Source organism: Pseudonocardia tropica, assembly GCF_040105315.1.
Classification (GTDB): Bacteria; Actinomycetota; Actinomycetes; order Mycobacteriales; family Pseudonocardiaceae; genus Pseudonocardia; species Pseudonocardia alni.
The window spans coordinates 133,116-159,169 of record NZ_JBEDNP010000012.1 but is presented as its reverse complement, the minus strand read 5'-3'; the positions used below and the strand labels follow the sequence as shown (position 1 = coordinate 159,169).

Annotated in this window: 26 protein-coding genes; 16 read left to right on the top strand and 10 right to left on the bottom strand. The window is 74.6% G+C overall.

Annotated features, from left to right (window positions below):
- Positions 1-1,891, bottom strand: a 1,891-nt coding sequence (locus WHI96_RS20355) for a solute carrier family 23 protein (RefSeq protein ID WP_349302430.1), incomplete at its 3' end; no start/stop codon positions are given.
- Between the two features lie 249 nt (positions 1,892-2,140).
- On the opposite strand from WHI96_RS20355, the gene WHI96_RS20350 reads away from it, so the two are divergent.
- The 6 genes from WHI96_RS20350 to WHI96_RS20325 are packed head-to-tail and all read left to right on the top strand — an operon-like array spanning position 2,141 to position 6,720.
- Positions 2,141-2,443, top strand: a complete 303-nt coding sequence (locus tag WHI96_RS20350; protein ID WP_345645060.1) for an urease subunit gamma — start codon at positions 2,141-2,143, stop codon at positions 2,441-2,443.
- Complete coding sequence (locus WHI96_RS20345; protein ID WP_345645057.1) at positions 2,440-2,766, top strand: urease subunit beta; 327 nt, start codon at positions 2,440-2,442, stop codon at positions 2,764-2,766. Before WHI96_RS20350 ends, WHI96_RS20345 begins: the two co-directional genes overlap by 4 nt.
- On the top strand, positions 2,763-4,478 hold the full coding sequence (locus WHI96_RS20340; RefSeq protein ID WP_345645053.1) for an urease subunit alpha: 1,716 nt from the start codon (positions 2,763-2,765) through the stop codon (positions 4,476-4,478). The genes WHI96_RS20345 and WHI96_RS20340 overlap by 4 nt, the downstream gene beginning before the upstream one ends.
- Positions 4,475-5,251 carry an urease accessory protein UreF gene (locus tag WHI96_RS20335; protein WP_349302431.1) on the top strand — a complete coding sequence of 259 codons (777 nt, stop codon included), beginning with the start codon at positions 4,475-4,477 and terminating at the stop codon, positions 5,249-5,251. The genes WHI96_RS20340 and WHI96_RS20335 overlap by 4 nt, the downstream gene beginning before the upstream one ends.
- A complete protein-coding gene (gene ureG / locus WHI96_RS20330; protein WP_345645050.1) occupies positions 5,241-5,969 on the top strand; it encodes an urease accessory protein UreG in 729 nt (242 codons plus the stop codon). Before WHI96_RS20335 ends, ureG begins: the two co-directional genes overlap by 11 nt.
- Before the next feature lies 1 nt (position 5,970).
- A complete protein-coding gene (locus tag WHI96_RS20325; RefSeq protein ID WP_345645047.1) occupies positions 5,971-6,720 on the top strand; it encodes an urease accessory protein UreD in 750 nt (249 codons plus the stop codon).
- Between the two features lie 58 nt (positions 6,721-6,778).
- Here WHI96_RS20325 and WHI96_RS20320 read toward each other — a convergent pair whose 3' ends face one another.
- Together WHI96_RS20320 and WHI96_RS20315 are read right to left on the bottom strand one after the other, a co-directional pair.
- A complete protein-coding gene (locus WHI96_RS20320; RefSeq protein ID WP_349302429.1) occupies positions 6,779-8,410 on the bottom strand; it encodes a purine-cytosine permease family protein in 1,632 nt (543 codons plus the stop codon).
- A gap of 291 nt (positions 8,411-8,701) precedes the next feature.
- The gene (locus WHI96_RS20315) at positions 8,702-9,481 is read right to left on the bottom strand and encodes a GNAT family N-acetyltransferase (protein ID WP_345645041.1); all 780 of its coding nucleotides are present in this window, start codon (positions 9,479-9,481) and stop codon (positions 8,702-8,704) included.
- Between the two features lie 155 nt (positions 9,482-9,636).
- Here WHI96_RS20315 and uraD point away from each other — a divergent pair, with 155 nt between their 5' ends.
- The 4 genes from uraD to WHI96_RS20295 are packed head-to-tail and all read left to right on the top strand — an operon-like array spanning position 9,637 to position 12,883.
- Positions 9,637-10,143 carry a 2-oxo-4-hydroxy-4-carboxy-5-ureidoimidazoline decarboxylase gene (gene uraD / locus WHI96_RS20310; protein WP_345645039.1) on the top strand — a complete coding sequence of 169 codons (507 nt, stop codon included), beginning with the start codon at positions 9,637-9,639 and terminating at the stop codon, positions 10,141-10,143.
- Positions 10,140-10,445 (top strand): hydroxyisourate hydrolase, encoded by a 306-nt coding sequence (locus WHI96_RS20305; RefSeq protein ID WP_345645036.1) that lies wholly within the window; start codon positions 10,140-10,142, stop codon positions 10,443-10,445. The genes uraD and WHI96_RS20305 overlap by 4 nt, the downstream gene beginning before the upstream one ends.
- Positions 10,446-10,447: 2 nt before the next feature.
- Positions 10,448-11,362, top strand: coding sequence for a factor-independent urate hydroxylase (pucL, locus tag WHI96_RS20300; RefSeq protein ID WP_345645033.1), 915 nt, complete (start codon positions 10,448-10,450; stop codon positions 11,360-11,362).
- Positions 11,363-11,404: 42 nt separating this feature from the next.
- Positions 11,405-12,883, top strand: coding sequence for a nucleobase:cation symporter-2 family protein (locus tag WHI96_RS20295; protein ID WP_345645030.1), 1,479 nt, complete (start codon positions 11,405-11,407; stop codon positions 12,881-12,883).
- Positions 12,884-12,942: 59 nt separating this feature from the next.
- Here WHI96_RS20295 and WHI96_RS20290 read toward each other — a convergent pair whose 3' ends face one another.
- The 5 genes from WHI96_RS20290 to WHI96_RS20270 form a co-directional block, all read right to left on the bottom strand.
- Positions 12,943-13,821 carry a PDDEXK-like endonuclease domain-containing protein gene (locus WHI96_RS20290; RefSeq protein ID WP_345645027.1) on the bottom strand — a complete coding sequence of 293 codons (879 nt, stop codon included), beginning with the start codon at positions 13,819-13,821 and terminating at the stop codon, positions 12,943-12,945.
- Between the two features lie 143 nt (positions 13,822-13,964).
- The gene (locus WHI96_RS20285) at positions 13,965-14,786 is read right to left on the bottom strand and encodes an IclR family transcriptional regulator (RefSeq protein WP_345645024.1); all 822 of its coding nucleotides are present in this window, start codon (positions 14,784-14,786) and stop codon (positions 13,965-13,967) included.
- 9 nt (positions 14,787-14,795) lie between these two features.
- Positions 14,796-16,205, bottom strand: a complete 1,410-nt coding sequence (gene allB, locus WHI96_RS20280; RefSeq protein ID WP_345645021.1) for an allantoinase AllB — start codon at positions 16,203-16,205, stop codon at positions 14,796-14,798.
- On the bottom strand, positions 16,202-16,936 hold the full coding sequence (locus WHI96_RS20275) for an aspartate/glutamate racemase family protein (protein WP_345645018.1): 735 nt from the start codon (positions 16,934-16,936) through the stop codon (positions 16,202-16,204). The genes allB and WHI96_RS20275 overlap by 4 nt, the downstream gene beginning before the upstream one ends.
- Positions 16,936-18,411: an NCS1 family nucleobase:cation symporter-1 gene (locus tag WHI96_RS20270; RefSeq protein WP_345645015.1), complete on the bottom strand. Its 1,476-nt coding sequence runs from the start codon at positions 18,409-18,411 to the stop codon at positions 16,936-16,938. The genes WHI96_RS20275 and WHI96_RS20270 overlap by 1 nt, the downstream gene beginning before the upstream one ends.
- A 288-nt stretch (positions 18,412-18,699) precedes the next feature.
- Between WHI96_RS20270 and WHI96_RS20265 the strand changes: the two genes are divergently transcribed.
- Genes WHI96_RS20265 through alc form a run of 6 tightly spaced genes read left to right on the top strand, consistent with a single transcriptional unit; the run spans position 18,700 to position 24,718 of the window.
- Positions 18,700-19,092, top strand: a complete 393-nt coding sequence (locus WHI96_RS20265; RefSeq protein ID WP_345645012.1) for an allophanate hydrolase-related protein — start codon at positions 18,700-18,702, stop codon at positions 19,090-19,092.
- Positions 19,093-19,112: 20 nt separating this feature from the next.
- Positions 19,113-19,901: a hydroxypyruvate isomerase family protein gene (locus WHI96_RS20260; protein WP_345645010.1), complete on the top strand. Its 789-nt coding sequence runs from the start codon at positions 19,113-19,115 to the stop codon at positions 19,899-19,901.
- On the top strand, positions 19,898-20,779 hold the full coding sequence (locus tag WHI96_RS20255) for an NAD(P)-dependent oxidoreductase (RefSeq protein WP_345645008.1): 882 nt from the start codon (positions 19,898-19,900) through the stop codon (positions 20,777-20,779). The genes WHI96_RS20260 and WHI96_RS20255 overlap by 4 nt, the downstream gene beginning before the upstream one ends.
- Positions 20,776-22,566, top strand: a complete 1,791-nt coding sequence (gene gcl, locus WHI96_RS20250) for a glyoxylate carboligase (protein WP_345645006.1) — start codon at positions 20,776-20,778, stop codon at positions 22,564-22,566. Before WHI96_RS20255 ends, gcl begins: the two co-directional genes overlap by 4 nt.
- Entirely contained in the window at positions 22,563-23,729 is a 1,167-nt protein-coding gene (locus WHI96_RS20245; RefSeq protein WP_345645003.1) for a glycerate kinase, read from the top strand. The genes gcl and WHI96_RS20245 overlap by 4 nt, the downstream gene beginning before the upstream one ends.
- Entirely contained in the window at positions 23,726-24,718 is a 993-nt protein-coding gene (alc, locus tag WHI96_RS20240) for an allantoicase (protein ID WP_345645001.1), read from the top strand. Before WHI96_RS20245 ends, alc begins: the two co-directional genes overlap by 4 nt.
- A gap of 21 nt (positions 24,719-24,739) precedes the next feature.
- On the opposite strand, the gene WHI96_RS20235 is transcribed toward alc, so the two are convergent.
- Positions 24,740-25,204, bottom strand: coding sequence for an STAS domain-containing protein (locus WHI96_RS20235; RefSeq protein WP_345644998.1), 465 nt, complete (start codon positions 25,202-25,204; stop codon positions 24,740-24,742).
- Between the two features lie 347 nt (positions 25,205-25,551).
- Positions 25,552-25,992 carry a hypothetical protein gene (locus WHI96_RS20230; RefSeq protein WP_345644995.1) on the bottom strand — a complete coding sequence of 147 codons (441 nt, stop codon included), beginning with the start codon at positions 25,990-25,992 and terminating at the stop codon, positions 25,552-25,554.
- Positions 25,993-26,054 lie beyond the last annotated feature (62 nt).

Below are 26,054 nucleotides of genomic sequence, written 5' to 3'. Positions count from 1 at the left end.
GGGGGGGGGGGGGGGGGGGGGGGGGGGGCGGGAGCCGGCGCCGCGCGGTCGCGAGCAGGGCGCCGCGGTCCCCGGCGTCGCGCAGGCACACGATCAGCGGGAAGCCGAACCGCTCCCGGTAGGCCGCGGCGAGCCGGCCGAGCTCGGCGCGGTCGTCGCCGTCGAGCAGGGCCAGACCGGCCCGGTCGCGCAGTGCCGCCGCGCCGGCGCCCGTGGTCGCGGTGCCCCCGTCGTGGGCGGACGCCGGGGCGACGGAACCGGTGCCCACCAGACCGCCCAGATCGGGGTAGTGGCCCATCAGCGCCCGCTGCTCCTCGGGCGGCGCGGCGAACAGCTCGTCCTGCACCGCGGCGCGCAGCGCCGTGGCGTCGGTGAAGGGGCCGCGGGCGTGCACCCGCCCGGGCACCGCGGTCGGGCCCTCGAACAGTCGTCCGAGCACCGCGGCGAACTCACCGGCGTCGGCGGCGGCGAGCCGGTCGACGGTCACGGTGTCCCCGCCGGCCGTCGCGGGGGCGGCGCCGCGGCGGCGCCCGGTGTGGAAGAACAGCAGGTTGAGTCCGATCGCGACGACGCTGCCCGCGGTGATCCCGGAGCCGAGCACGATGCCCGCCCACTCAGGCAGTGCCTGCGCCACGTCCGGCTGCACGGTCACGAACAACGCGACCCCGAGCCCGGACCCGACCACGACGACGTTGCGGTGGTCACGGAAGTCGACCCGCGACAGCGTCTGGATCCCGACGACGGCGACGGTCGCGAACATCGCCAGCGCCGCCCCGCCCAGCACCGGGTGCGGCACCGCCGCGACCAGCGCCCCGGCCTTCGGCACCAGCCCGACGAGGATCATGAAGCCGCCCGCGGCGGCGACCACCCAGCGGCTGGAGACCCGGGTGAGCCGGACGAGGCCGACGTTCTCGGCGAAGCAGGTGTAGGGGAAGGAGTTGAGGACCCCGCCCAGGGTGGTGGCGACGCCGTCGGCGCGCAGGGCGCGGGCCACGTCGTCCGGGCCGACCTTCCGGTCGACGATCTCGCCGGTCGCGATCACGTCGCCGGTCGTCTCGACCGCGGTGATCATCATGACGACGATCATCGACAGGATCGCGGCGATCGAGAACTGCGGCCAGCCGAAGTGGAACGGCGTGGTCACCCCGACCCAGTCCGACTCCCCCACCGCGGACAGGTCGACCAGCCCGAACGGCACCGCGGCGAGCGTCCCGAGCACGAGCCCGGCGAGCACCGCGACGGTGGCGAGGAAGCCGCGGAACAGCCGCTGGATCAGCACGATCACCGCGAGCGTGCCGAGGGCGAGCCCGAGGTGGAGCGGGTTGCCGGGGTCGGGGGCGTTCGCGCCGCCGACGGCGTCGGTCGCGGCGACCGGCAGCAGCGCCAGCCCGATCACGGTGATCACCGTGCCGGTGACGACCGGCGGGAAGAACCGCAGCAGCCGCGCGACGTGGGGCGCGGCGAGGAAGGTGACCAGCCCGGCGACGATCACCGCGCCGTAGATGGTGGTGAGCCCGGCGGTGCCACCACCCGCGGCGAGCCCGATCGCGATCATCGGCGAGACCGCGGTGAACGTGACGCCCTGCAGCAGCGGCAGCCGCACCCCGATCCGGCCGATCCCGACCGACTGCAGGATCGAGGCGATGCCGCAGGTGAACAGATCGGCGTTGATCAGGTGGATGAGCTGGCGCTCGTCGAGACCGATGGCATTGGCGAGCAGGATCGGCACGACGACGGCGCCGGCGTAGAACGCCAGCACGTGCTGCACGCCGTAGACGGCGAGCCGTCCGGCGGGCGGCACCCGGTCGACCGGGTGGACGGGGCGGGCGGGATCGGTGGTGCGGCGGGTGGATCGGCTGGTGGATCGGCTGGTGGATCGGCGCAGGCGCATCGGTGACCTCGATGGGAGCCGGAGGGTGTGACGGGGCAGGGCGCGCGGAGGGGGCCGGATTGCGACCTGCATCACCATGCGCCCGGGTCGGGACCGCCCGGCACCGCCGTCCCCGACGAACCCCGGGCCGCTCGTCGCGGGGCTTTCGTAGGTTCCGACAGTTGACCCGGACATCGGGCCCCCGGCGGGACTCCGTTCGGAACCTCCCGGCAATCCGGTCGCAACCCGGGACCGGAGACAATGCGGGGCATGCACCTCAGCCCGAGCGAGCGCGACAAGCTCCTCGTCCACGTCGCCGCCGACGTCGCCCGCAGGCGTCGCGAGCGGGGTCTGCGGATGAACTACCCGGAGTCGGTCGCCCTGATCACCGAGCACGTCGTGGAGGGCGCCCGCGACGGCCGCACCGTCAGCGAGCTGATGAGCAGCGGCCGGGAGGTCCTGACCCGCGACGACGTCCTCGACGGCGTCCCGGAGATGCTCGACTCGGTGCAGGTGGAGGCCACCTTCCCGGACGGCACGAAGCTCGTCACCGTCCACGGGCCGATCGCGTGACCCCCGGCGAGATCCTCGTCGGCGAGGAGCCGGTGGAGCTCAACCCCGGCCGCGCGCGGGTCGTGCTCACCGTCGTCAACGCCGCGGACCGCCCGGTGCAGGTCGGGTCGCACTACCACTTCGCCGCCGCGAACCCCGGCCTGTCCTTCGACCGCGACGCCGCGTGGGGGCACCGGCTCGACGTGCCCGCCGGGACGTCGGTGCGGTTCGAGCCCGGGGTGGAGCGCGAGGTGACGCTGGTGCCGATCGCCGGGGCGCGCCGGGTCCCCGGCCTGCGTCCGGAACGGGCCGGCGCCCTCGACGAGCGGAGCTACGAGCAGTGAGCATCGACCGCGCGCGCTACGCCGACCTGTACGGCCCGACCGTCGGGGACCGGATCCGGCTCGCCGACACGAACCTGCTGATCGAGGTCACCGAGGACCGCTCGCGCGGCCCGGCGTCCGGCGACGAGGTGATGTTCGGCGGCGGCAAGGTGATCCGGGAGTCGATGGGTCAGGCGGCCGTCCCGGCCGCGGACTGCCCGGACCTGGTGATCACCGGCGCCGTCGTGCTCGACCACTGGGGCGTGGTGAAGGCCGACGTCGGGGTGAAGGACGGCCGCATCGTCGGCATCGGCAAGGCCGGGAACCCGGACACGATGGACGGGGTCGACCCGGCGCTGGTGATCGGGCCCGGCACCGAGGTGCTGTCGGGCAACGGGCGCATCCTCACCGCCGGGGCGATCGACGCGCACGTGCACCTGATCTGCCCGCAACTGGTCGAGACCGCGCTCGCCTCCGGGGTCACCACGCTGTTCGGTGGCGGCACCGGCCCGGTCGACGGCTCCAAGGCCACGACCGTGACGCCCGGCCCGTGGAACATCTCCCGGATGCTGCAGGCGATGGACCACCAGCCGGTCAACCTGCTGCTGATGGGCAAGGGCAACACGGTCTCGGTCGGGGCGCTGCACGAGCAGCTGCGCGCCGGGGCGGGCGGGTTCAAGCTGCACGAGGACTGGGGCACCACCCCGTCGGCGATCGACGCCTGTCTGCGGGTGTGCGAGGAGACCGGCGTGCAGGCCGCGATCCACACCGACACCCTCAACGAGGCCGGGTTCCTGCAGTCCACCCTGGCCGCGATCGACGGCCGCTCGATCAACGCGTTCCACACCGAGGGCGCCGGCGGCGGGCACGCCCCGGACATCATCGAGGTCGTCGGCACCGCGCACGTGCTGCCGTCGTCGACGAACCCGACCCGTCCGCACACCGTCAACACCCTCGACGAGCACCTCGACATGCTCATGGTGTGCCACCACCTGAACCCGTCGGTGCCCGAGGACCTGGCCTTCGCCGAGTCCCGGATCCGCCCGACGACGATCGCCGCCGAGGACGTGCTGCACGACCTGGGCGCGATCTCGATGATGAGCTCGGACTCCCAGGCGATGGGCCGCATCGGCGAGGTCGTCATCCGCACCTGGCAGACCGCACACGTCATGAAGGCCGCCCGCGGGCCGCTGCCCGGTGACTCCGACCGCGCCGACAACCTGCGCGCCCGGCGCTACGTCGCGAAGTACACGATCAACCCGGCGCTGGCGCACGGGGCGGCCGAGCACGTCGGCTCGGTCGAGGTCGGCAAGCTCGCCGACCTCGTGCTGTGGGAGCCGAAGTTCTTCGGGGTGCGCCCCGAGGTCGTGCTCAAGGGCGGGTTCGCGGTGTGGGCGCAGATGGGCGACGCGAACGCCTCCATCCCGACCCCGGGCCCGGTGTACGGCAGGCCCATGTTCGGCTACGCCCACACCCCCGCCGCGCTGGGCTCGCTGACCTTCATGGCGCCCTCCGCGCTGGCCGACGGTGTCCCCGACCGGCTCGGCCTGGCGACGCCCGCGGTGCCGGTCGCCGACACCCGCTCGGTCCGCAAGGCGGCGATGGTGCTCAACGACACCACCCCGGACGTGCGGGTCGACCCGGACTCGTTCACCGTGACCGTCGACGGCGCCGTCGTCGAGCCCGCCCCGGTGAGCGAGCTGCCGATGGCGCAGCGGTACTTCCTGTTCTGATGCTCGCCTCGCTCGTCCTGTCCGACGCCCGGTTCCCCGGCGGCGGGCACGTGCACTCCGGCGGCCTGGAGGAGGCCGCCGAGCGCGGCCTGGTCACCGACCTCACCTCGCTGCACGCGTTCCTGCGGGGGCGGCTGCGCACCGCGGGCCGGGTCGCCGCCTGCGCCGCCGCGGCGGCCGCCGACCGGGCCGCCCGCGCGCACCCGGTGCCGGCCGGTCCGGTGCCGGCCGGTCCGGGCCCGGCCGGAGGCGACGGTGACGGTGACGGTCCGGCGGAACGCCGCTGGTTCGTCGCGACCGCGGACTGGGCGGCCCTGGACGCCGCGCTCGACGCCCGCACCCCCTCGGCGGCGCAGCGGGAGGCCTCCCGGGCCCAGGGCCGGGCGTCGCTGCGGGCGGTGCGGGCGGCGTGGCCGTCGCCGGTGCTGGGCGCCCTGCTCACCGCCCACCCCCGCCCGCACCACCCGCTGCTGACCGGCGCGGTGGTCGGCGCGACCGGGGAGCCGCCGTCGGCCGCGGCGCGCTGCGTCGCCTACCTGGCCGTCTCCGGACCGGCGTCGGCGGCGGTGCGGCTGCTCGGGCTGGACCCGTTCGCCGTCAACGCCGCGATCGTCGCGCTCGGCGACGACCTGGCCGCCGTCGTCGACGAGGCCGCCGCCCTGGCGGCCGGCCCGCCCGAGGACCTCCCGGCGCCCGGTGCGCCGGTGCTCGACCTCATGGCCGAGTCCCACGTCCACCACCACCGCGAGAGGGTGCGTCTGTTTGCCTCCTGAACCCGACCGGCACGACCAGCAGGGCGGGCACGGTCACGGCCACGTGATCAGCTTCGACCCGACCGTCGCCGACCACGACCACCACGCACCCGTCCCGACCGGCGGCCGCGCCGTGCGCATCGGCATCGGCGGCCCGGTCGGCTCGGGCAAGACCGCGCTGGTCGCGGCGCTGGCCCGCAGCCTCGCCGGGCGGGTGCGCCTGGCCGTGGTCACCAACGACATCTACACCACCGAGGACGCGGACTTCCTGCGCCGCAACGCCGTCCTGCCCCCGGAGCGGGTCGAGGCGGTGCAGACGGGCTGCTGCCCGCACACCGCGATCCGCGACGACATCACCGCCAACCTCGACGCGGTCGAGCTGCTGGAGGAGCGGTTCGGGGACCTCGACCTGGTCCTCGTCGAGTCGGGCGGGGACAACCTCACCGCGGTGTTCTCGCGTGGGCTGGTGGACCGGCAGATCTTCGTCGTCGACGTCGCGGGCGGGGACAAGGTGCCCCGCAAGGGCGGCCCGGGCGTCACCACCGCCGACCTCCTGGTGATCAACAAGACCGACCTGGCCCCGCTGGTCGGCGCCGACCTCGGCGTGATGACCGGCGACGCCGCGCGGATCCGCGGGGAGCTGCCGGTGATCGCGCAGTCACTGGTCGAGGACCCGGGCGCCGCGCAGGTCGGGGCGTGGGTGTGCGAGCAGGTCGCCGCGCTCCGGGCGACGGTCTGAGGTGCGGGCCTGCGCGCAGCTGGACGTCGTGGTGCGGGAGGGCCGCACGGTCGTGACGGCGCTGCGGGCGCAGGCCCCGCTCGCCCTGGTGCCCCGGCGCGGGGTGGCCGGGGCGGCGTGCCCCGAGGCCGTCGTGCACCTGGTGGGGTCGGCGTCGACCCCGCTGGCCGGCGACGACGTCGAGCTCGCCGTCACCGTCGGCCCCGGCGCCCACCTGGTGCTGACCGGCGTCGCCGCCGCCGTCGCGCTGCCCGGGGCGGGACGACCGAGCCGCACCGTGCTGCGCGCCACCGTCGCCGACGGCGGGTCGCTGACCTACCGCCCCGAGCCGACGGTGGTCACCGCCCGCGCCGACCACGGGACCGTGCTGGACGTGCGGCTGGCCCCGACGGCGACGCTGCACGCCCGTGACGTGCTCGTCGCCGGGCGGACCGGCGAGCGTGCCGGCCGCTACCGGGGCACCGTCCGGGTCACCGAGGACGGTCGCCCGCTGCTGGTGCAGACCCAGGAGATCGGCGACCCGCTGCTCGACGTCTCCCCCGCCCACCTGGCCGGGCACCGGGTGCTGGGCACCGAGGTCGTGATCGGCCCCGGCGGCGAGCCGGTGTCCCCGGCCTGCGGGGAGGGGTGGAGCCTGTCCCCCCTGGCCGTGCGCGGGATGCTCGCGACGGCCGTCGGCCACGACGCGGTCACCACCGCCCGGCGGCTGGCCGGGGCGGTCGCCGCGGCGACGCCTCGGCCCGGTCGGTGATCGGCACCGGTGCGGGGATCGGTGCCACGTCCGGCACCGATCCCCTCACCGGTGGTGATCACGCCTGGGCCGGGAGCACATGCTCCTGCGCCCGGTCGGTGCTCAGGCACAGCGAGCAGACGTGCGCGTCGTGGGCGGTGCAGGCCGTCATGTCCGGGCGCTCCAGGTCCTGGCCGCACACGTGGCAGCCGAGCACCGCGTCCGAGGGGTTGCCGTGCTCGTCGAACATCGGCAGGTCGATGCCGTCGTCCGTACGGCGCAGGTAGTAGCGGCCCTGCGTGGCGAGGGCGATCACCGGCGGCAGGACGACGCCGAGCACGATCGCGACCAGCGGCGAGAACGGCGCGAGCGCCTCCCCCAGCAACCCGAAGAACGCCGCGATCGACAGCCCGCCCGCCAGGACGACCGACCCGAACCCGACCGGGTTGACCGCGTAGAGCATCCCGCGGCGGAACTCGGGGACCTTCGGCGAGATCCCCAGCAGGTACTTGTTCACGACGATGTCGGTGGCGACGACGACGATCCACGCGATGCCCATGTTGGCGTAGAACCCGAGGATCGTGTTGAGGAAGTCGAACATGTTCGCCTCCATCAGCACCAGCGCGATCACCAGGTTGACGCCGAGGAACACCAGCCGGCCGGGGTAGGTCCCGGTGATCCGGGTGAAGGAGTTCGTCCAGGCCAGCGAGCCGGAGTAGGCGTTCGTGACGTTGATCTTGATCTGGCTGATGACGACCAGCACGACGGCCAGGGTGATCGCCAGCCAGCCCGGCATCAGGTCGGAGTAGATCGACAGGAACTGGTGCACCGGCTCGTTGGCGACGGTCGCACCGTCGGCGACGTGCGCGATCAGGTACACCGCCAGGAACAGCCCGACGACCTGCTTCGCGGCACCGAACAGCACCCAGCCCGGCCCGGCGAGCAGGGTCGCGGCCCACCAGCGGCGCGCGTTCTCCGGCGTCTTGGGCGGCATGAACCGCAGGTAGTCGATCTGCTCGGCGATCTGGGCGATCAGCGACAGGCAGACCCCGGCGGCGAGCATGACCGAGCCGAGACTCGGTGCTCCCAGGCCGTCCTCGCCCTGGTAGGCCAGGAAGGTCGAGACCGAGTCCGGGTGCGCGACCAGCAGGTAGCCGAACGGCAGCACCATCAGGACCAGCCACAGCGGCGTCGTCCACACCTGCAGGGTCGACAGCAGCGACATCCCGTACACGACCAGCGGGAAGATGATCACCGTGGAGACGGCGTAGCCGGCCCAGAGCGGGACGCCGAGGCCCAGCTGCAGGCCCTGGGCCATGATCGAGCCCTCGAGGGCGAAGAAGATGAAGGTGAACGTCGCGAAGATGACGTTGGTCAGGATCGAGCCGTAGTAGCCGAAGCCGCTGCCGCGGGTGATCAGGTCCAGGTCGAGGTTGTAGCGGGCCGCGTAGTACGCCAGCGGCAGCCCGGTCGCGATGACGACCAGCGCGAAGACCGCGATGCCCCACAGTGCGTTCGTCGTGCCGTAGGCGATGCCGATGTTGGCGCCGATCGCGAAGTCCGCGAGGTAGGCGATGCCGCCCAGCGCGGTCACCCCGACCACCCCGGGCGACCAGCGCCGGTAGCTGCGCGGCGCGAACCGGAGCGTGTAGTCCTCCAGCGTCTCGCGCGCGGCCCCGGCCTCCGGCGCCACCGGTGCCGGCCGGTTCATCTCCTGAGTCATCCGATGCCCCCGCGGTGGCCGGGTCGGTGGGGCCACCGCTGAGGAATGCTGCGTTCCGCAACGGCGGCGCCGGTTGCCGTCGGGTGACGAGTGCGTGACGCCCGACCGGGACGAACCGGAGGATCCGGGCGTCGCGTGACGGGCGGCGGCCCGACCGGGACGACTGCGTGACGATCCGGGCACGACGGGTGCGTCCCGGCGCCGGAGGGGTCACGGTGGTCGGCCGGGACGGTCCGGCGGGCCGGTGGGACGGGCGGGGGCGGGACGCTGAGCGGTCGGTCAGGACGGCGGGTGCTCCCACATCGTCGTGCGGAACAGGTCCCAGTAGCCCAGCCTGCGATAGACCGGGTGACCGTCGTCGCTGGAGATCAGCAGCGACGGCAGTTCCGGCGCGACCGCGCAGGCGGCCGCGGTGACGGCCCCGCCGAAGCCTCGACCCCGGTGCCCGGGCAGCACCGCGACCCAGTCGACCTCGACCACACCGTGGCCCACGCACGCACCGGCCGTCGCGACCGGCTCACCCCCGGCGTACCCGACGACGAGGTGCAGCAGGTCCCCCGGCCGCGGGTCCGCGACGGCGGGCCGCCCCACCTCGGCGAGGCCGTAGCCGGCGACCAGGACGCGCTCGAAGTCGGCCGGGTCGGCGTCGGGCACCGTCCGGATCACCAGACCGGGCGGGGACGGCGGCAGCGGGCCGGGCGGGCGGAACATCAGCGGCGGGTGGCCGACCCGCACCAGTCCGTACCCGGCCGGGTCGGGCAGCGCGAACAGCGAGAGCAGCACCCACCAGCGGTGCGGCGGGAAGAAGCGGGCCGCCTCGTCGAGCACCCGGGGCAGGTCGCCGGGGTCCGGCGGGGCGGTGAGGACGACGGCGTTGTCGTAGCCGAACGGCGAGGCCGGGTCGGCCAGCACGGCACCGGCCACCCGTCGCACCCGTCCCCCGGCCCGGGCCGCCATGGCGGCGGTCCGGTCGGCGTAGGCGTGCACGAACCGGCGCGCCAGGCTGTCCCCGACGGGGGCGCCCGGCTCCCATCCGGTGGTGAGCGTCTCGCCTGTCATGCCAGGAGATGGTCCGCCGCCCCGGCGGGACGCGGTAGAGCCGTTCGACCGAGTGACCCTTGACACCTCCCCGTTGCGAAACCAACACTGATGACACTTCGGAACCACGATTCCGCATCGTGAAATCTCCCGGAACGAGCACGGAAGCAGGACCCATGCCGGACCACCTGACCCTCGACCGTCTCAACACCGCCCCGCCCGACGAGCTGCGCCCGGCCCTGCGGGCCTGCGCCACCTCGCCGGTGTGGGCGGACCGACTGCTGGCCGGGCGCCCCTACGGCAGCGTCGACTACGCCGTCGCCGCGGCGGAGAAGGCGGTCCTCGCCCTGGACAGCGCCGAGATCGACGCCGCGCTGGCCGGGCACCCCCGGATCGGCGAGCGACCCGGGGGCGCCCACGCCGACGGCGCCGCGTTCTCCCGCTCCGAGCAGTCCGGTGTGGACAGCGGCGCGGACACCGCCGCCCGGCTCGCCGCCGGCAACGCCGCCTACGAGCAGCGGTTCGGCCACGTCTTCCTGATCCGGGCCGCGGGCCGCGACGCCGGGCAGATCCTCGCCGAGCTGGAGCGCAGGCTGGGCAACGACCCGGCCGCCGAGCGCGCCGAGGCCGCCGGGCAGCTGGCCGAGATCACCGCGCTGCGGATGCGGCAGGTGCTGGCATGAGCAGCTTCTCCACCCACGTCCTCGACGCCGCGGCGGGCCGCCCGGCCACCGGTGTCCCGGTCATCCTGACCGGCGCCGACGGGACCGTGCTGGCGTCGGGCACCACCGACGACGACGGCCGCTGGCGCGCCCCGGAGTCCGCCGCGCTCACCGCGGGGGTCCTGCACCGGATCACGTTCACGACGCCGAGCCCGTTCTTCCCGGAGGTGTCGATCGCGTTCCGCCCGGAGCGCACCGACCGCCACCACCACGTCCCGCTGCTGCTGTCGCCCTACTCCTACTCCACCTACCTCGGGAGCTGATCATGTCCGTCTCGGTCCACCTCGGCGACAACAAGTACGGCAAGGCGGAGGTCCGCGTGGTGCGGGTCGTGCGCGACACCGCCCGGCACGAGATCACCGACCTCAACGTGACCAGCCAGCTGCGCGGCGCCGCGCTCGAGAGCAGCTACCTGAGCGGCGACAACTCCAAGGTCGTCGCCACCGACACCCAGAAGAACGTCGTCCACGCCTTCGCCAAGGAGTACGGGATCACCTCGCCCGAGGAGTTCCTGCTGCTGCTCGGCGACCACTTCACCGGCGAGTTCGACTGGATCACCGGCGGGCTCTGGCAGGCCGAGCTGTACGAGTGGGAGCGGATCGTCGTCGACGGCGCCGGGCACGACCACTCGTTCGTCCGGAAGGGCCGGGCCACCCGGCTGGCGACCGTGCAGAAGACCGGCGGGGCCACCCACGTCACCGCCGGGCTGAAGGACCTCACCGTGCTGAAGTCCACCGGCAGCGAGTTCCACGGCTTCCCGCGCGACCGGTACACCACCCTCGTCGAGACCGACGACCGCATCCTCGCAACCTCGGTCACCGCACGCTGGCGCTACCTGCCCGAGGCCGTCGCCGCCGGGATCGACTTCGACGGCGCCTACGACGCGATCGGCGCGGCGATGCTGTCGGCGTTCGCCACCACCCACTCGCTCGCGCTGCAGCAGTCGCTCTACGAGATGGGCCGGGCCGCGATCGAGGCCTGCGACGGCGTCGCCGAGATCCGGTTCGCGATGCCCAACAAGCACCACTTCCTGTCCGACCTGTCGCCGTTCGGCCTCAAGAACCCGAACGAGGTCTTCCACGCCGCGGACCGCCCCTACGGCCTGATCGAGGGCACCGTCGTCCGCGACGGCGTGACCCCGGCACCGGAGGCGTGGACCGACGTCCCGTCCTCCGTCTGACCCGCCACCGTCCGACCCGTCACCGCAGCGAGGGGATCCGCCATGAGCACGGAACAGGCAGTACGTCCGGAGGACGAACGGCTCGGGATCGGGCCGACGATCGGCTACGGCGTCCAGCACATCCTCGCGATGTTCGGCGGCGTGATCGCGGTACCGATCATCATCGGCGGCGCGGCCGGGCTCACCCCCGCGCAGAGCGCCGTGCTCGTCGCCTCCGGGCTGTTCGTCAGCGGGCTCGCCACCCTGCTGCAGACCCTCGGACTGCCGTTCTTCGGGTCGCAGCTGCCGCTGGTGCAGGGCACCTCGTTCGCCTCGGTGTCGACGATGATCGCGATCGTCGGCGACGACGGTACCGACGGCCTGCGCACCGTCTACGGCGCGGTGATCGTCGCGGCCGCGGTCGGGCTGCTGATCACCCCGTTCTTCGCGCGGGTGGTACGGCTGTTCCCTCCGGTGGTGACCGGGTCGATCATCACCGTCATCGGGCTGTCGCTGATGCCGGTGGCGACCGGCTGGATCACCGGCCGGGAGACGGTCACCGTGGGCGGGGCGACGGTGCCCAACCCCGAGTTCGCCGCGCTGCCCTCGATCGCGCTGGCCGGGTTCACGTTCCTGGTGGTGGTCGTCGCCGGGAAGATCGCGGTGCTGTCGCGGCTGTCGGTGCTGCTCGGGCTGCTGGTCGGGACCGTCGTCGCGCTGGTGGCCGGGCTGAGCGACTTCTCCGGCGTCGGCGCGGCGAGCGTCGCCGCGCTGCCCGCGCCGTTCGCGTTCGGCACCCCGCTGTTCACGGTCGGGGCGACCGTCTCGATGGTCATCGTGGTCCTGGTGATCATGGTGGAGACCACCGCCGACATCCTCGCGGTCGGCGAGGTCGTCGAGACCCGGGTGGACGCGCGCCGGGTCGGCGACGGGCTGCGCGCCGACATGGCCGCCTCGGTGGTCGCGCCGGTGTTCAACTCCTTCCCGGCGACGGCGTTCGCCCAGAACGTCGGGCTCGTCGCGCTGACCGGGATCCGGAGCCGGTTCGCCGTCGCGGCCGGTGGGCTGCTCCTGCTCGTGCTGGGGCTCTCGCCGATGGCGTCCGCGGTGTTCTCGGCGATCCCGCAGCCGGTGCTCGGCGGGGCGGGCATCGTGCTGTTCGGCACGGTCGCCGCCAGCGGCATCCGGACGCTCGCCGCCGTCGAGTACCGCGGGACCAACAACATGGTGATCGTCGCGGCGTCGGTGGCGTTCGGCCTGGTCCCGGTGGTGTCGCCGGACTTCTGGGCGAACTTCCCGGACTGGTTCGCGACGATCTTCCACTCCGGCATCAGCTCGGCGGCGATCGTCGCGGTGCTGCTCAACCTGTTCTTCAACGTGTTCGCCCCCGGGCGGCCGTCGGCGCCGTCGGTCGTCGCGGCGGGCCCGCCGGTGCTGGTGCAGACCGGGGAGATCCGGATCCTGGCCTCGGGCGAGGTGCTGGGCCCGGACTCCTACGAGCCGGTCACGGCGAAGCCGGGCACCCAGGTCAGGGAGGACTGAGCGCCGCCGCGTGATCGTCGTCCGCGAGGGGTTCGGTGCCGGATGTGGCACCGAACCCCTCAGGCGGCGCGATCACCGACGGCCCGCCGGATCCGCCCCACCGTCTCCGCCGGCCGGTCGTGGACGTCGGACCAGGTGAACCGCAGCACCGTCCATCCGGCCGCGACCAGCGCGTTCTGCTTGCGCCGGTCGGTGCGGAACCGCTCGGGGTCGCTGTGCCAGGCCCACCCGTCGACCTCTACCGCCACCCGCACCGCGGGGAAGGCGAGGTCGATCGTCCAGGGCCCGAACGGCACCGCGCGCACGAGCCCGGGCAGCCGGGCCTCGCGCAGCAGCCGCAGGAGCCGACGTTCCAGGGCGGAGTCGGCCCGGTCCCCCGCGGCGACGAGCAGCCGCCCGGCCGGGCCGATACCCCGGGTTCCGGCCACCCGGCAGTAGGCCTCGTGCAGCTGCGCGAACGAGACCCACCGTTGCAGGGCCCGGTCGAGGAACATCGCGGCGGCGGCGCCGTCCAGCTCGGCGGAGGTCTCCAGCACGGTCAGCGGTAGCGCCGTCGTGACGATCCCGCGGTGGACGACCCGGTCGGCGGGGTCGAGTGCCCGCCGACGCAGCCGGACTGCCGGCTGCCTGCCCCGCTGGACGGTCGGCGGGACGGCGAGCAGCACCTCGGCCGGGGCGCCGGGGCGCAGCCCCTGCCAGTAGGCCGCCGCCTGCCCGGTCACGGTGCTGCGGGCGCCGCCCCACAGCCAGGCCGCCCGGACCCGGGTCTCCGGGGTGGCCCGGTGCCCGGCGACCAGGTACACCCCGGGGAACCGCTCCCGCCAGGCACCCGACGACACCCGCCGGGCCACCGTCCGGGCCGGGACACCGTAGGCGATCGCCTGGGCACGGGTGACGAGTCCGCCCTGCCGCACCAGGAGGCGTTCCAGATCGGTCATCGGCGCAGGGTGGCGGACGGGCCGGCCCACCACGGCCGATCGGCCCGGAGCCGTCACACGTGCGATCGGTGATCGTCGCGAATGAGGGGATCGGTGCCGGATGTGGCACCGATCCCCTCACCCGCCGCGATCACCGGCGCCCCTCAGGCCCCCGCGGCGTCCTGCCGGGCCAGCTCGGCGACCAGCGCGTCGGCCACCGACTGCAGCTTCGGCACGGCGGAGTCGAGCAGCACGTCGGTCATCCGGGTCGTCGGGCCGGAGATGGACACCGCGGCGGGCAGCGGCCCGTCCAGGGCGACGGCGACGCACCGCACCCCGAGCTCCTGCTCGCCCTCGTCGACGGCGTACCCGGCGGCACGGACCTTGTCGAGCTCGGCGAAGTACTCCTCGGGCGAGGTGATCGTGTTGTCGGTGTGCCGCACGAAGTCGGTGTGCCGCAGCACCTCCCGCGCCCGCTCGACCGGCATCCGGGCCAGCAGCGCCTTCCCGACGGCGGTGCAGTGCGGCGACACCCGTCGTCCGACCTCGGTGAACATCCGCATCGAGTGCCGGCCGGGCTCCTGGGCGACGTAGACGACCTGGTTCCCCTCCAGCAGCGCCAGGTTCGCGCTCTCCCCGAGGTCGTCGACCAGGCCGGCGAGCCGCGGGCGCGCCCACATGCCCACCAGGCGTCCCGCGGTGTCGCCGAGGCGCACCAGGCGGGGGCCGAGGGCGTACTCGCGCGAGGACTGCTGGCGGACGTAGCCGCGCCCGGCCAGGGTCCGGACGAGCCGGTGGATGGTCGGGAGCGGGAGCCCGGAGGTGGCCGCGAGGTGGGACAGGCTGACCGTCCCGCCCGCGTCGGCCATCGCCTCCAGCAGGTCCACGGCCCGCTCCACGGACTGCACGGTGCCCGAGCGGGCCGGTGCGGACGCGGTGACCTCCGCACCGGCGTCGACACGGCTGTCGGGGTCGTTCTTCCGCATGACGGAAGTCTAGCCCTGCTCGGGCGGCGCGGGGGGGACGTCGGCCGCGTCCGGCGCCCCGGGCGCGCCGGTCACCCGCTCCACCGAGCCGCGACGCAGCAGGCAGCCGTGCGGCTCCCCGGACACGTCGACGTCGCGGCCGCCCAGGACGGTGCGCCGGACCACGCCGGACAGCGACCGGCCGGCGTAGGCGCTCACCTTGTTCTTGTGGTGCAGCCGGTCCGGGTCGACGACGTAGGCGGCGTCGGGGGCGAAGACGGCGAGGTCGGCGTCGTAGCCGAGCGCGATCCGGCCCTTGGAGCGCAGGCCGACCAGGTCGGCGGGCTTCGACGCCATCCACTGCACCACCTGCGCGAGCCCGATGCCGCGCCGGCGGGCCTCGCTCCACACCAGCGACAGGCCCAGCTGCAGCGACGACACACCGCCCCATGCCTGGCCGAAGTCGCCGGACTCCAGCAGCTTCAGCTCGACCGTCGACGGCGAGTGGTCGCTGACGATGCAGTCGATCGTGCCGTCGAGCAGCCCCTCCCAGAGCAGCTCCCGGTTCGACGCCTCGCGGATCGGCGGGCAGCACTTGTGCGTGGTCGCGCCGTCGGGGATCTCCTCGGCGAACAGCGTCAGGTAGTGCGGGCAGGTCTCGGCGGTGATGCGGACACCGTCGCGCCGGGCGGTGGCGATCATCGGCAGCGCGTCGGAGGAGGACACGTGCAGCACGTGCGCGCGGGCCCCGGTCCAGCGGGCGCGTTCGATGACCTCGGCGATGGCCAGGTTCTCCGCGCCGCGCGGGCGCGAGCGCAGGAAGGTGTCGTACCTCGCGCCGTGCGGGGTGGGGGCCTTCTCGATGGCCCGGGAGTCCTCGGCGTGCACGATCATGACGGCGTCGAAGGTGGCCAGCTCGGCCATGTCGCGTTCCATCTCGTCGGCGTCGAGCGGCGGGAACTCGTCGACGCCGGAGTGGAGCAGGAAGCACTTGAACCCGAAGACGCCCTCATCGTGCAGCCCGCGCAGGTCACCGAGGTTGCCGGGCACGGCGCCGCCCCAGAACCCGACGTCGACGAACGCCTGGTGCTCGGCGACCTTGCGCTTCACCTCCAGCGCCGCGACGTCCACGGTCGGCGGGATCGAGTTCAGCGGCATGTCGACGATCGTGGTGACCCCGCCCGCCGCGGCGGCCCGGGTGGCCGAGGCGAAGCCCTCCCACTCGGTGCGGCCGGGCTCGTTGACGTGCACGTGGGTGTCGACGAGGCCGGGCAGCAGCACCTCGTCGTCGGCGAGGTCGATCACCCGGGCCCCGTCGAGGCCGTTGCCGAGCGGCTCGATGGCGACGATCCGCCCGCCGGCCACGCCGATCTCGCGGGGCTGCTCGCCCGCCGTGGTCATGATCCGCTTCCCGCGGACCACCAGGTCGTAGCTGGTCATGACATCTCCAGGGGGAATCCGGTGATCTTCTTGGTACGGGGTGCCGCGTAGGTGCGGCTCGTCGAGGTGGTCAGGCCGAGCCGGACCAGCGACTCGGCGACGGTGACCGCGGCCTGCACCCCGTCGACGACGGGCACCCCGGTCTCCGCCCGCACCTTCGCGTCCAGCCCGGCCATGCCGCCGCAGCCGAGGCAGATCACCTCGGCGTGGTCCTGCTCGACCGCGACCCGGGCCTGCTCGACGATCGCGGCGACCGCGCGATCCGGGTCCTGCTCGAGCTCCAGCACCGCGAGCCCGGAGGCGCGCACCGAGGCGCAGCGCCGGTCCAGCCCGGCCAGCAGCAGGCGGTCGGAGATCAGCGGCACGGTGCGGTCCAGGGTGGTCACCACCGAGTAGCGGTGGCCGAGGTACATCGCGGTGGTCGCGGCGGCCTCGGTGATGTCGACGACGGGCACGTCGAGCATCTCCTGCAGGCCCTCGCGGCCGTGCTCGCCGTAGCCGGCCTGGATCACCGCGTCGAACCGCTCGCCGGAGGCGGCGTAACGCGCGACGGCGTCGGCGACCCCGACCGCGGCCAGGTAGCTCTCCAGGTTGCCCTCGACCGACTCGGCGCCGAACCGCGGCGTCAGCCCGACGATCCCGGTGCCGGGCGCGGCGACCGAGCGGGCCGACGCGGCGATCGCCTCGGTGACCGACACCGTGGTGTTGACGTTGACGACGACGATCCTCATCAGTGGCCCCCGGCCGGTGCGACGGCCAGCGGCTCCCCGGAGACCGCGCGGTAGGTCCGTCCGCGCGGGGCGACGAGCACGGTCAGCAGCGCCGCGACCCCGGCGCCGAGAAACCAGCTGAACGGCGCGACCGGCTCCAGCGCGGGGACGAACCCGACGGCGACGGCGACCACCGCGGACGGCACGAACACCGCGACCGCGCGCCGGTTGACCCCGCCCCGGTAGTGGTAGGCGCCGGTGCTCGCCTCGGTGTAGAGCGCGGGGACGTCGATCCGGCCGCGCCGGACCAGCCAGTAGTCGGCCATCACGATCCTGAACAGCGGGCCGAGCAGCGCGCCGAGCACACCCAGGAAGTAGGTGATCACCACCGGGGAGTCGTACAGGTTCCAGGGCAGGATGATCAGCCCGATCAGCGCGCTCACCACCCCGGCCCGGCGGAAGTCGAGCACCCGCGGGAACAGGTTCGACAGGGCGTAGCAGGGGGCCACGAAGTTCGCCATCAGGTTGACCGCGATCGTCAGGATCAGCAGCGCCGCGGAGGCGACCAGCAGCAGCGGGGTGTTGGGGATGGTGTTGACGACGTCGGCCGGGCTGGAGATCACCTGGCCGCCGATCCGCAGCTGGCCGCCCGCCAGCACCACGACCACGACACCGAAGAACAGGGTGTTCGGCAGGATCCCCCAGAAGCTGCCACGCCGGACCGCTCCGGTGGACACCGCGCCGCGGGTGAAGTCGCAGAAGTTGAGGACGAAGGTGCCGTAGATCGCCGTCCACAGCGACGCCCCGGCGAGAATCTGCACCCACATCGCCCCGCCGGTCAGCGGCTCGGGCACCGACAGCGCGATGTCGCCACCGGTCTGCCACAGCACCCAGCCCGCGAGCACCGCGAGGGTCACCAGCACGATCGGGCCGGCGACGGCCTCGTAGCGGCGGATGCCGTCCATGCCGCGCAGCAGGATCGCCACCTGCACGACCCACAGGACGACGAAGCAGATCCAGCCCAGCACCGACAGCCCCAGGAACGACACCTGCTCCAGCGCACCGGCCGACGGCGCCACGGCCAGGACCATCACGACGAGCACCCGGGTGGCGAGGTAGGTCTGGATGCCGAACCAGGCGATCGCGACCGCACCCCGCACCAGGGCCGGGAGCTGGGCACCGCGCACGCCGAAGGAGATCCGGCTCATCACCGGGAACGGCAGGCCCGTCCGGTAGCCCATGTACCCGGCGACGGTGAGCAGCACGAACAGCACCAGCGCACCGATGCCGAGCGAGACCAGGATCTGCCAGGCGCCGAGGCCGAGCGCGAACAGGCCGAGGGCGAAGCCGTAGTTGCCCAGGCTGTGCACGTCGACGGCCCACAGGGTGAAGATGTTGTAGGCCTTCCACGACCGTCCCTCGACGGTGGTCGGCGCGAGGTCGCGGTTGTAGAGCCGGGGGCTCGGTGCGTCGGCGCCGTCCTGCGTGACGGGCACGGCGGCCACCCGCTCACCGGTCGGGGCTGCTGCGGATCGGTCGCTCGTTCCGGGTCCCGTCATCGGGGCCACCTCGGTTCCCACGTCGTGGCGCGTCGAACGTAACGCGCTGATTTCCGCGATGTGAAACGAATCTCTTACCTAGCGGAATCAAGCTATGGCGCCGGTCACGCAAGCGTCAAGGGGTCATCGGCGACGACGATGCTTGACAGCCCCCGCAGGCCGTGGTCCGATTCACACCGCACAACGGAATCACTTTTCCGCATTGCGGAATGATCGGAGGCTCCGGTGACTGCCCTCTTCTGTTCCGGTGACGCGATGCGCGGCGGCCGGCTCCACCACAACGTGTCCGCCCACCCGTTCCTGGGCGGGGTCCGGACCGCTCCGCACTACCGGATGTACTCGGTACGCGACCAGTTCCCGGCCCTGCTGGAGGACCCGTCGGGCGGCGTGGCGCTGGCCGGGGAGATCTACGACGTCCCGCTCTCGGCGATCCGCACCGACTTCCTGCCCGACGAGCCGCCGGAGCTCGAGCTCACCGTCATCGAGCTCGACGACGGCCGCGACGTCCTCGCCGTCGGGCTGCGGCCCGGCGTGCTGGAGCGCCGGCGCGACGAGCTCACCGACATCACCGCCCACGGCGGGTGGCGGGCCTACCGGGGACTGCCCGAGCCCGCCTGAGGACCGAGGAGGCCCCTGAAGTGCGCTACACCGTCAACTGCTCCATCGTGTTCCCCGACCTGCCGCTGCTCGACCGGCCCGCGGCCGCCGCGGCGGCCGGCTTCGACGCCGTCGAGTTCTGGTGGCCGTTCGCGGACTCCGTGCCCGGCGACCACGAGGTCGACGCCTTCGTCACCGCCGTCGCCGACGCCGGCGTCACCCTCACCGGGCTCAACTTCACCGCGGGCGACATGCCCGCGGGCGAGCGCGGCATCCTGTCCGACCCCGCCCGCGCGGGCGAGTTCGCCGACAACGTCGCCGTCGCCGTCGGCATCGGCGAGCGGCTCGGCACGCTCGGCTTCAACGCCCTGTACGGCAACCGCCGCGACGTCCTGGACCCGCGCGTCCAGGACGAGACCGCGGACCGGAACCTCGCACTGGCCGCCGACGCGGCCGCCCGGATCGGCGCGGTCGCCCTGCTGGAGCCGGTCAGCGGCGTCGACGCCTACCCCCTGAAGACCGCCGACGACGCCGTCGCCGTGCTCGACCGGGTCGGGTCGCCGCACCTGCGGCTGCTGCTCGACGTCTACCACCTCGCCGTGAACGGCGACGACCCCGCGGCCGCGATCGAGCGCCACTCCGACCGGATCGGCCACGTCCAGATCGCCGACGCCCCCGGCCGCGGCGAACCCGGCACCGGGGACCTGCCTATCGCCGACCTGCTCGCCCGGGTCGTCGCCGCCGGCTACCACGGCCCGGTCAGCCTCGAGTACAAGCCCGTCACCGCCGACCCGTTCGGCTGGCTGACCCGGGAAGGAGCCCCCGCATGAGCACCATCGCGTTCGTCGGCCTCGGGATCATGGGCGGCCCGATGGCCCGCCACCTCGTGAAGGCCGGGCACGACGTCGTCGGCCACAACCGGAGCCCCGAGAAGGCCGAGGCCCTCGCCGCCGACGGCGGCCGGGCCGCCGCGACGGTCACCGAGGCGGTGACCGGCGCCGACGTGGTCGCCCTGATGCTGCCCGACTCCCCCGACGTCGTCGACGTCTGCACCCGCGACGGCGGCGTGTTCGACACCGCGGAGCCGGGCACCCTGGTGGTCGACTTCTCCACGATCCGCCCCGACGTCGCCCGTGACCTCGCCGCCCGAGCGGCCGAGCGCGGCCTGCGGATGCTCGACGCCCCGGTCTCCGGTGGCCAGGCCGGCGCCGAGAACGCCGCCCTGTCGATCATGGTCGGCGGGGCGGAGGCCGACGTGGCCGCCGCCCGCCCGCTGCTCGACGTCGTCGGGAGCACCGTCGTGCACGTCGGCCCGTCCGGGGCCGGGCAGACCGTCAAGGCCGCGAACCAGCTGATCGTCGCCGGGAACATCGCCCTGCTCGCCGAGGCGATCGAGTTCCTGCGTGCGCACGGCGCCGACCTCGACGCCGCCGTCCGTGTGCTCGGCGGCGGGCTCGCCGGCTCGAAGGTCCTCGACCAGAAGGCCCCGAGGATGCTGGCCGGGGACTACGCCCCCGGCTTCCGGATCGACCTGCACCACAAGGACATGGGCATCGTCGCCGACTCCGCCCGCGAGGCCGGGGTGGTCGCCCCGGTGGCCGCGCTCGTCGCCCAGCTCGTCGCCGCCACCCGGGCCGCCGGAGACGGCGGCCTCGACCACTCCGCCCTGCACCGCGCCGTCCGCCGCCTGAACGGGGAGTCGTCATGACCCGGATGACCGCGGCCGAGGCCGCCGTCCGCATCCTGGAGGCCGAGGGTGCCACGCAGGCGTTCGGCGTGCCGGGCGCGGCGATCAACCCCTTCTACGCCGCGATGCGCGACCGCGGCACGATCGGCCACGTCCTGGCCCGCCACGTCGAGGGCGCCTCGCACATGGCCGAGGGCTTCACCCGCTCCGGTCCGGGCAACATCGGGGTCTGCATCGGCACCTCCGGCCCGGCGGGCACCGACATGGTGACCGGGCTGTACTCGGCGTCGGCGGACTCGATCCCGATCCTGGCGATCACCGGGCAGGCGCCGGTCGCGCGGCTGCACAAGGAGGACTTCCAGGCCGTCGACATCGCGGCCATCGCGGCACCGGTCACCAAGATGGCGATGACCGTGCGCGAGGCGGCGCAGGTGCCGGGCGCGTTCGCCCAGGCGTTCCACCTCATGCGGTCCGGCCGGCCCGGTCCCGTGCTGATCGACCTGCCGATCGACGTGCAGCAGACCGTCATCGACTTCGACCCCGACACCTACGCCCCGCTGCCGGTACACCGCCCCGCGATGACCGGCCCGCAGGCGTCGCGGGTGCTGGACCTGCTCGCCGAGGGCGAGCGGCCGCTGATCGTCGCCGGCGGCGGGATCGTCAACGCCGACGCCTCCGCCGAGCTCGTCGAGCTCGCCGAGATCCTCGGCGTCCCGGTCGTGCCGACCCTGATGGGCTGGGGCACGATCCCCGACGACCACCCGCTGGCCGCGGGGATGGTCGGGCTGCAGACGGCGCACCGCTACGGCAACGCGACCTTCCTGGCCTCCGACGTCGTCGTCGGGATCGGGAACCGCTGGGCCAACCGGCACACCGGGGGCCTCGACACCTACCGGCGCGGGCGCCGGTTCGTGCACGTCGACATCGAGCCCACCCAGATCGGGCGGGTCTTCGCCCCCGACTACGGCGTGGTCTCCGACGCCGGGGCCGCGCTGCGCGCCCTGCTGGCCGAGGCCCGCCGCCGCCGCGACGCCGGGACGCTGCCGGACCGCGGCGCGTGGGCGGAGTCGTGCCGGGAGCGGAAGGCGACGCTGCTGCGGCGCACCGACTTCGGCTGCGTCCCCATCAAGCCGCAGCGGGTGTACCAGGAGATGAACCGGGTCTTCGGCCCGGAGACCCGCTACGTGACGACGATCGGGCTGTCCCAGATCGCGGCCGGCCAGTTCCTGCACGTCTACCGGCCCCGGCACTGGGTCAACTGCGGCCAGGCCGGCCCGCTGGGCTGGACCATCCCGGCCGCGCTGGGCGCCGTCGTCGCCGACCCGTCGACCCCGGTGGTCGCGCTCTCGGGCGACTACGACTTCCAGTTCATGCTGGAGGAGCTCGCGGTCGGCGCCCAGTTCGGGCTGCCCTACGTGCACGTCGTGGTCAACAACTCCTACCTGGGGCTGATCCGGCAGGCGCAGCGCGCGTTCGACATGGACTTCCAGGTCTCCCTGGCCTTCGACAACATGCACGCCGACGAGGAGCTGACCGGGCTGCCCAAGGGCTACGGCGTCGACCACGTCCGCGTCGCGGAGGGGCTGGGCTGCGTGGGGCTGCGGGTCACCGAGCCCGACGAGATCGCCACGACCCTGCGCCGGGCGTCGCAGCTGGCCCGCGAGCACAAGGTGCCGGTCGTGGTCGAGGTGGTGCTGGAGCGGGTCACGAACATCGCGATGGGCACCGAGATCGACGCCGTCACCGAGTTCGAGGACCTCGCCGAGACCCCCGCCGACGCCCCGACCGCGCTGGCCCACCGCCGGTGAGCGCGATCCTGCTGGCCCCGGACAAGTTCAAGGGCTCGCTGGACGCCGCCGCCGTCGCCGACGCGCTCGCGGACGGGATCGCCGACGCCGACCCGGGCCGTCCGGTGCGCCGCTGCTCGGTCGCCGACGGCGGCGAGGGCACCGTCGCCGCGGCGCTCGCCGCCGGGTGGGAGCCGGTCACGACCACCGCGACCGGCCCCACCGGGGCTCCGCTGACGGCCGTCTGGGCCCGCGACGGCGTGTCCGCGCTGGTGGAGCTGGCCTCGACGGCCGGGCTCGCGGTCCTGCCCGGCGGGGTGCGCGACCCGGGCGGCGCGGGCACCGAGGGGCTCGGCACCGTGCTGGCCGCGGTGCTCGACGCCGGGTGCACCGACGTCGTCGTCGGGCTCGGGGGCAGTGCCGCCACCGACGGCGGCGCCGGGCTGCTGCGCGGGCTCGGCGCCCGGGTCCTGGACGCCGGCGGCGCCGAGGTCGGGCGGGGCGGCGCGGCGCTGGCCCGGGCCGACCGGCTCGACCTGGCCGGGCTGCACCCGCGGCTGCGGGACCCGGCCGTGCGGGTCCGGCTCGCCGCCGACGTCGACAACCCGCTGCTCGGCCCGCACGGCGCCGCAGCCGTCTACGGCCCGCAGAAGGGTGCCGACGCCGCCGGGGTCGCCGCGCTCGACGACGCGCTGGCCCGCTGGGTGCGGGTGCTCGCCGCCGCCACCGGCGGAGACGCCGACACGCTCGCCGCGGCACCCGGCGCCGGGGCCGCCGGCGGGGCGGGGCTCGCGCTGACCGCCGTCTGCGGGGCGCGCGTCGCACCCGGCGTCGGTACCGTCCTGGAGCTGACCGGCTTCGACGACGAGCTGGCCGGCGCCGGTCTCGTCGTCACCGGGGAGGGCAGGCTGGACGCCCAGACCCTGCACGGCAAGGCCCCGGCCGGGGTCGCCGCCGCCGCCCGCGCGGCCGGGACCCCGGTCGTCGCCGTCGCCGGGCAGGTGACCCTCGGCCCGGCCGCGCTGCGGGCCGCGGGTTTCGTCGCGACCTACGCCCTGACCGACACCGCCCTCGACCAGCGCGACGCGCTCGACCGCGCCGCCGAGCTGCTGCGCCTGCTCGGCGCCCGGATCGCCACCGACCACCCGTCCCCCACCCGTCCGATGATCAGGAGCAGACCGTGACCGACCCCTCGCTCATCGACCTGGCCTCCCGCGCGCTCGGCGGCTCGGTCGTCGCCGCGAACGACGAGTTCTTCGCCCAGCGCGAGAACCTCATCACCGCCGCCCCGCCCCGCTTCGACCCCGACGAGTTCGGTCTCAAGGGCAAGGTCTACGACGGCTGGGAGACCCGTCGCCGCCGCGAGCCCGGCCACGACTGGGCGGTGGTCCGCCTGGGCGCGCCGGGCGTGGTGGACCACGTCGTCGTCGACACCTCCTGGTTCAGGGGCAACTACCCGCCGGAGATCGCCGTCGAGGCGACCGCCGTCGACGGTCACCCCTCGCCCGAGGAGCTGGAGAAGGCACCCTGGCACGAGATCGTGCCGCGCTCGGCGTGCGCCGGGGACACGGCGAACGTCTACCCGGTGGCCGACACCCGCCGGGCCACCCACCTGCGGCTGATCATGCACCCGGACGGCGGGATCGCCCGGTTCCGGGTGCCGGGCCGGGTGCTGCCCGACCCGCGGTTCCTCGAGGGCACCGTCGACCTGCTCGCGGCGGAGAACGGCGGGCACGTCACCGGCTGCTCCGACGAGTTCTACTCCTCCCCCGGCAACCTGCTGCTGCCCGGGACTGCGCGGCACATGGGCGAGGGCTGGGAGAACGCGCGGCGCCGCGACGGCGGCAACGACTGGGTCGAGTTCGCGCTCGCCGCGGGCGGGGTCCCGCGGCACGTGGAGGTCGACACGACCTGGTTCGTCGGGAACGCGCCGGGCCGGGTCTCGGTCAGCACCCGCGACGAGCGCACCGGCGGGTCGTGGACGGTGCTGCGCGACCGCGAGCGGGTGCAGCCCGACACCCGGCACCGGTTCCTGCTGCCCGGCGCCGCACCGGCCACCCACCTGCGTCTGGACGTGTTCCCCGACGGCGGGCTGTCCCGGCTGCGGTGCTGGGGCGAGCTCGACGAGGACGGCGCGGCCGCCGTGCGCCGCGCCCTCGACGCGGCGGGCTGACGGCCCCGGGGCCGGCCGGGGTCAGGTACCGGAGGAGACCGGCCGGCCGCCCGCGCGGTCGTCGCCGGCCCGGCGCGGTCCGGGCACGGTCCCGGCAGCACCGGCGGTACCGGGGCGGGCCGCGGTCAGCGTCCGGACGGCGACCTCGGCGGAGGGGAAGGCGCTGCAGCGCTGCAGGACCTGGCGGGCGCGCAGCGGCAGCAGCTCGGCCCGGCCGCCGCACCCGGCCAGGTGCAGGCGCACGCCGTCGGCACCCGAACGGGCGACGACCGCGCCGAGCCGCTCGGTGGCGGGCCCGTCGAAGGCGTTGACCCCGGAGAGGTCGACGACGACGTGTCCCGGGGTCCGGCCGCACCGCGCCTGGGCGTCGAGCATCCGCGCCAGTGCCTCCACTCCCGGACGGTCCAGCCGCCCGGACACCCGGACCAGCCGCACCCCCGGTCCCGCCGTCTCGACCGCCAACCCGATCGCCGTCTGCCCCGCCACGTCCGCCTCCTCGCCGCGCCGGGCCCGCCCGGGCCCGGATACCCGCGGCCTTCCCGGTGCTCCGCGGTCCACACGCGCACGGACGGCTTGATCGATACCGTGGCCCGGTTCGGGGAAACCGGACCAATCCGGCCGCACCGCGTGATATACATCACCTCGCGTGAGCAGTCGGTCTCCCACCGGCACACGCCCGCCTCGTCGCGGGCCGCGCACCCCGAGGACCCACCACCCGTCGCTGGGGAGCGGACGGGTGGTCGCTCCGGCCGGGGCCGGCGGATTCGGGACCGCCGACCCCGGCCGACTCGACCCCACCACCGTCCGGGGCGGTCGCACGGCCCCGTCGGAGGTCAGGCCGGTCGGTGCCCCGGCGCGGGTGCGGGCCTGCCGAAGGAACGCGGCAGGCGCGGCGGGACATCGGCCCGCTCGGCGGGGTGCAGCCGGTCGGCGCCGACCGCGGGCCGGACCGGAGCCGTGCGCAGCCGGCCACGCGCGGCGGCCGTGAGCACCTCGACGACGGCCTCGAACGACGGGTACCGCCCGTCGGGCAGCGGGAGCAACTGCTGGCGGACCACCCCGCTCACCCCCCACGCCTCGGCCTCGGCGAGGACCTGCCAGCGGTAGGCGGGCCAGCGGAGACCGGCCAGCACGACTCCGAGGTTCTCGCGCAGCCGCTCCGGGTCGCCCGGCGACACCGGCATCGGGTCGCCCGGCGGCGGCACGGTCCGGGCGGGCGACGCCGGAGCGGGGACCGGGCGCAGCGCGCGTCCCGGCACGCGAGGTGCGCTCATGCGGCCCACCCCTTCTTCGCCTCGGGCTGTTGCGCTCCGCTGCACGCCGGGTCACCGTCGAG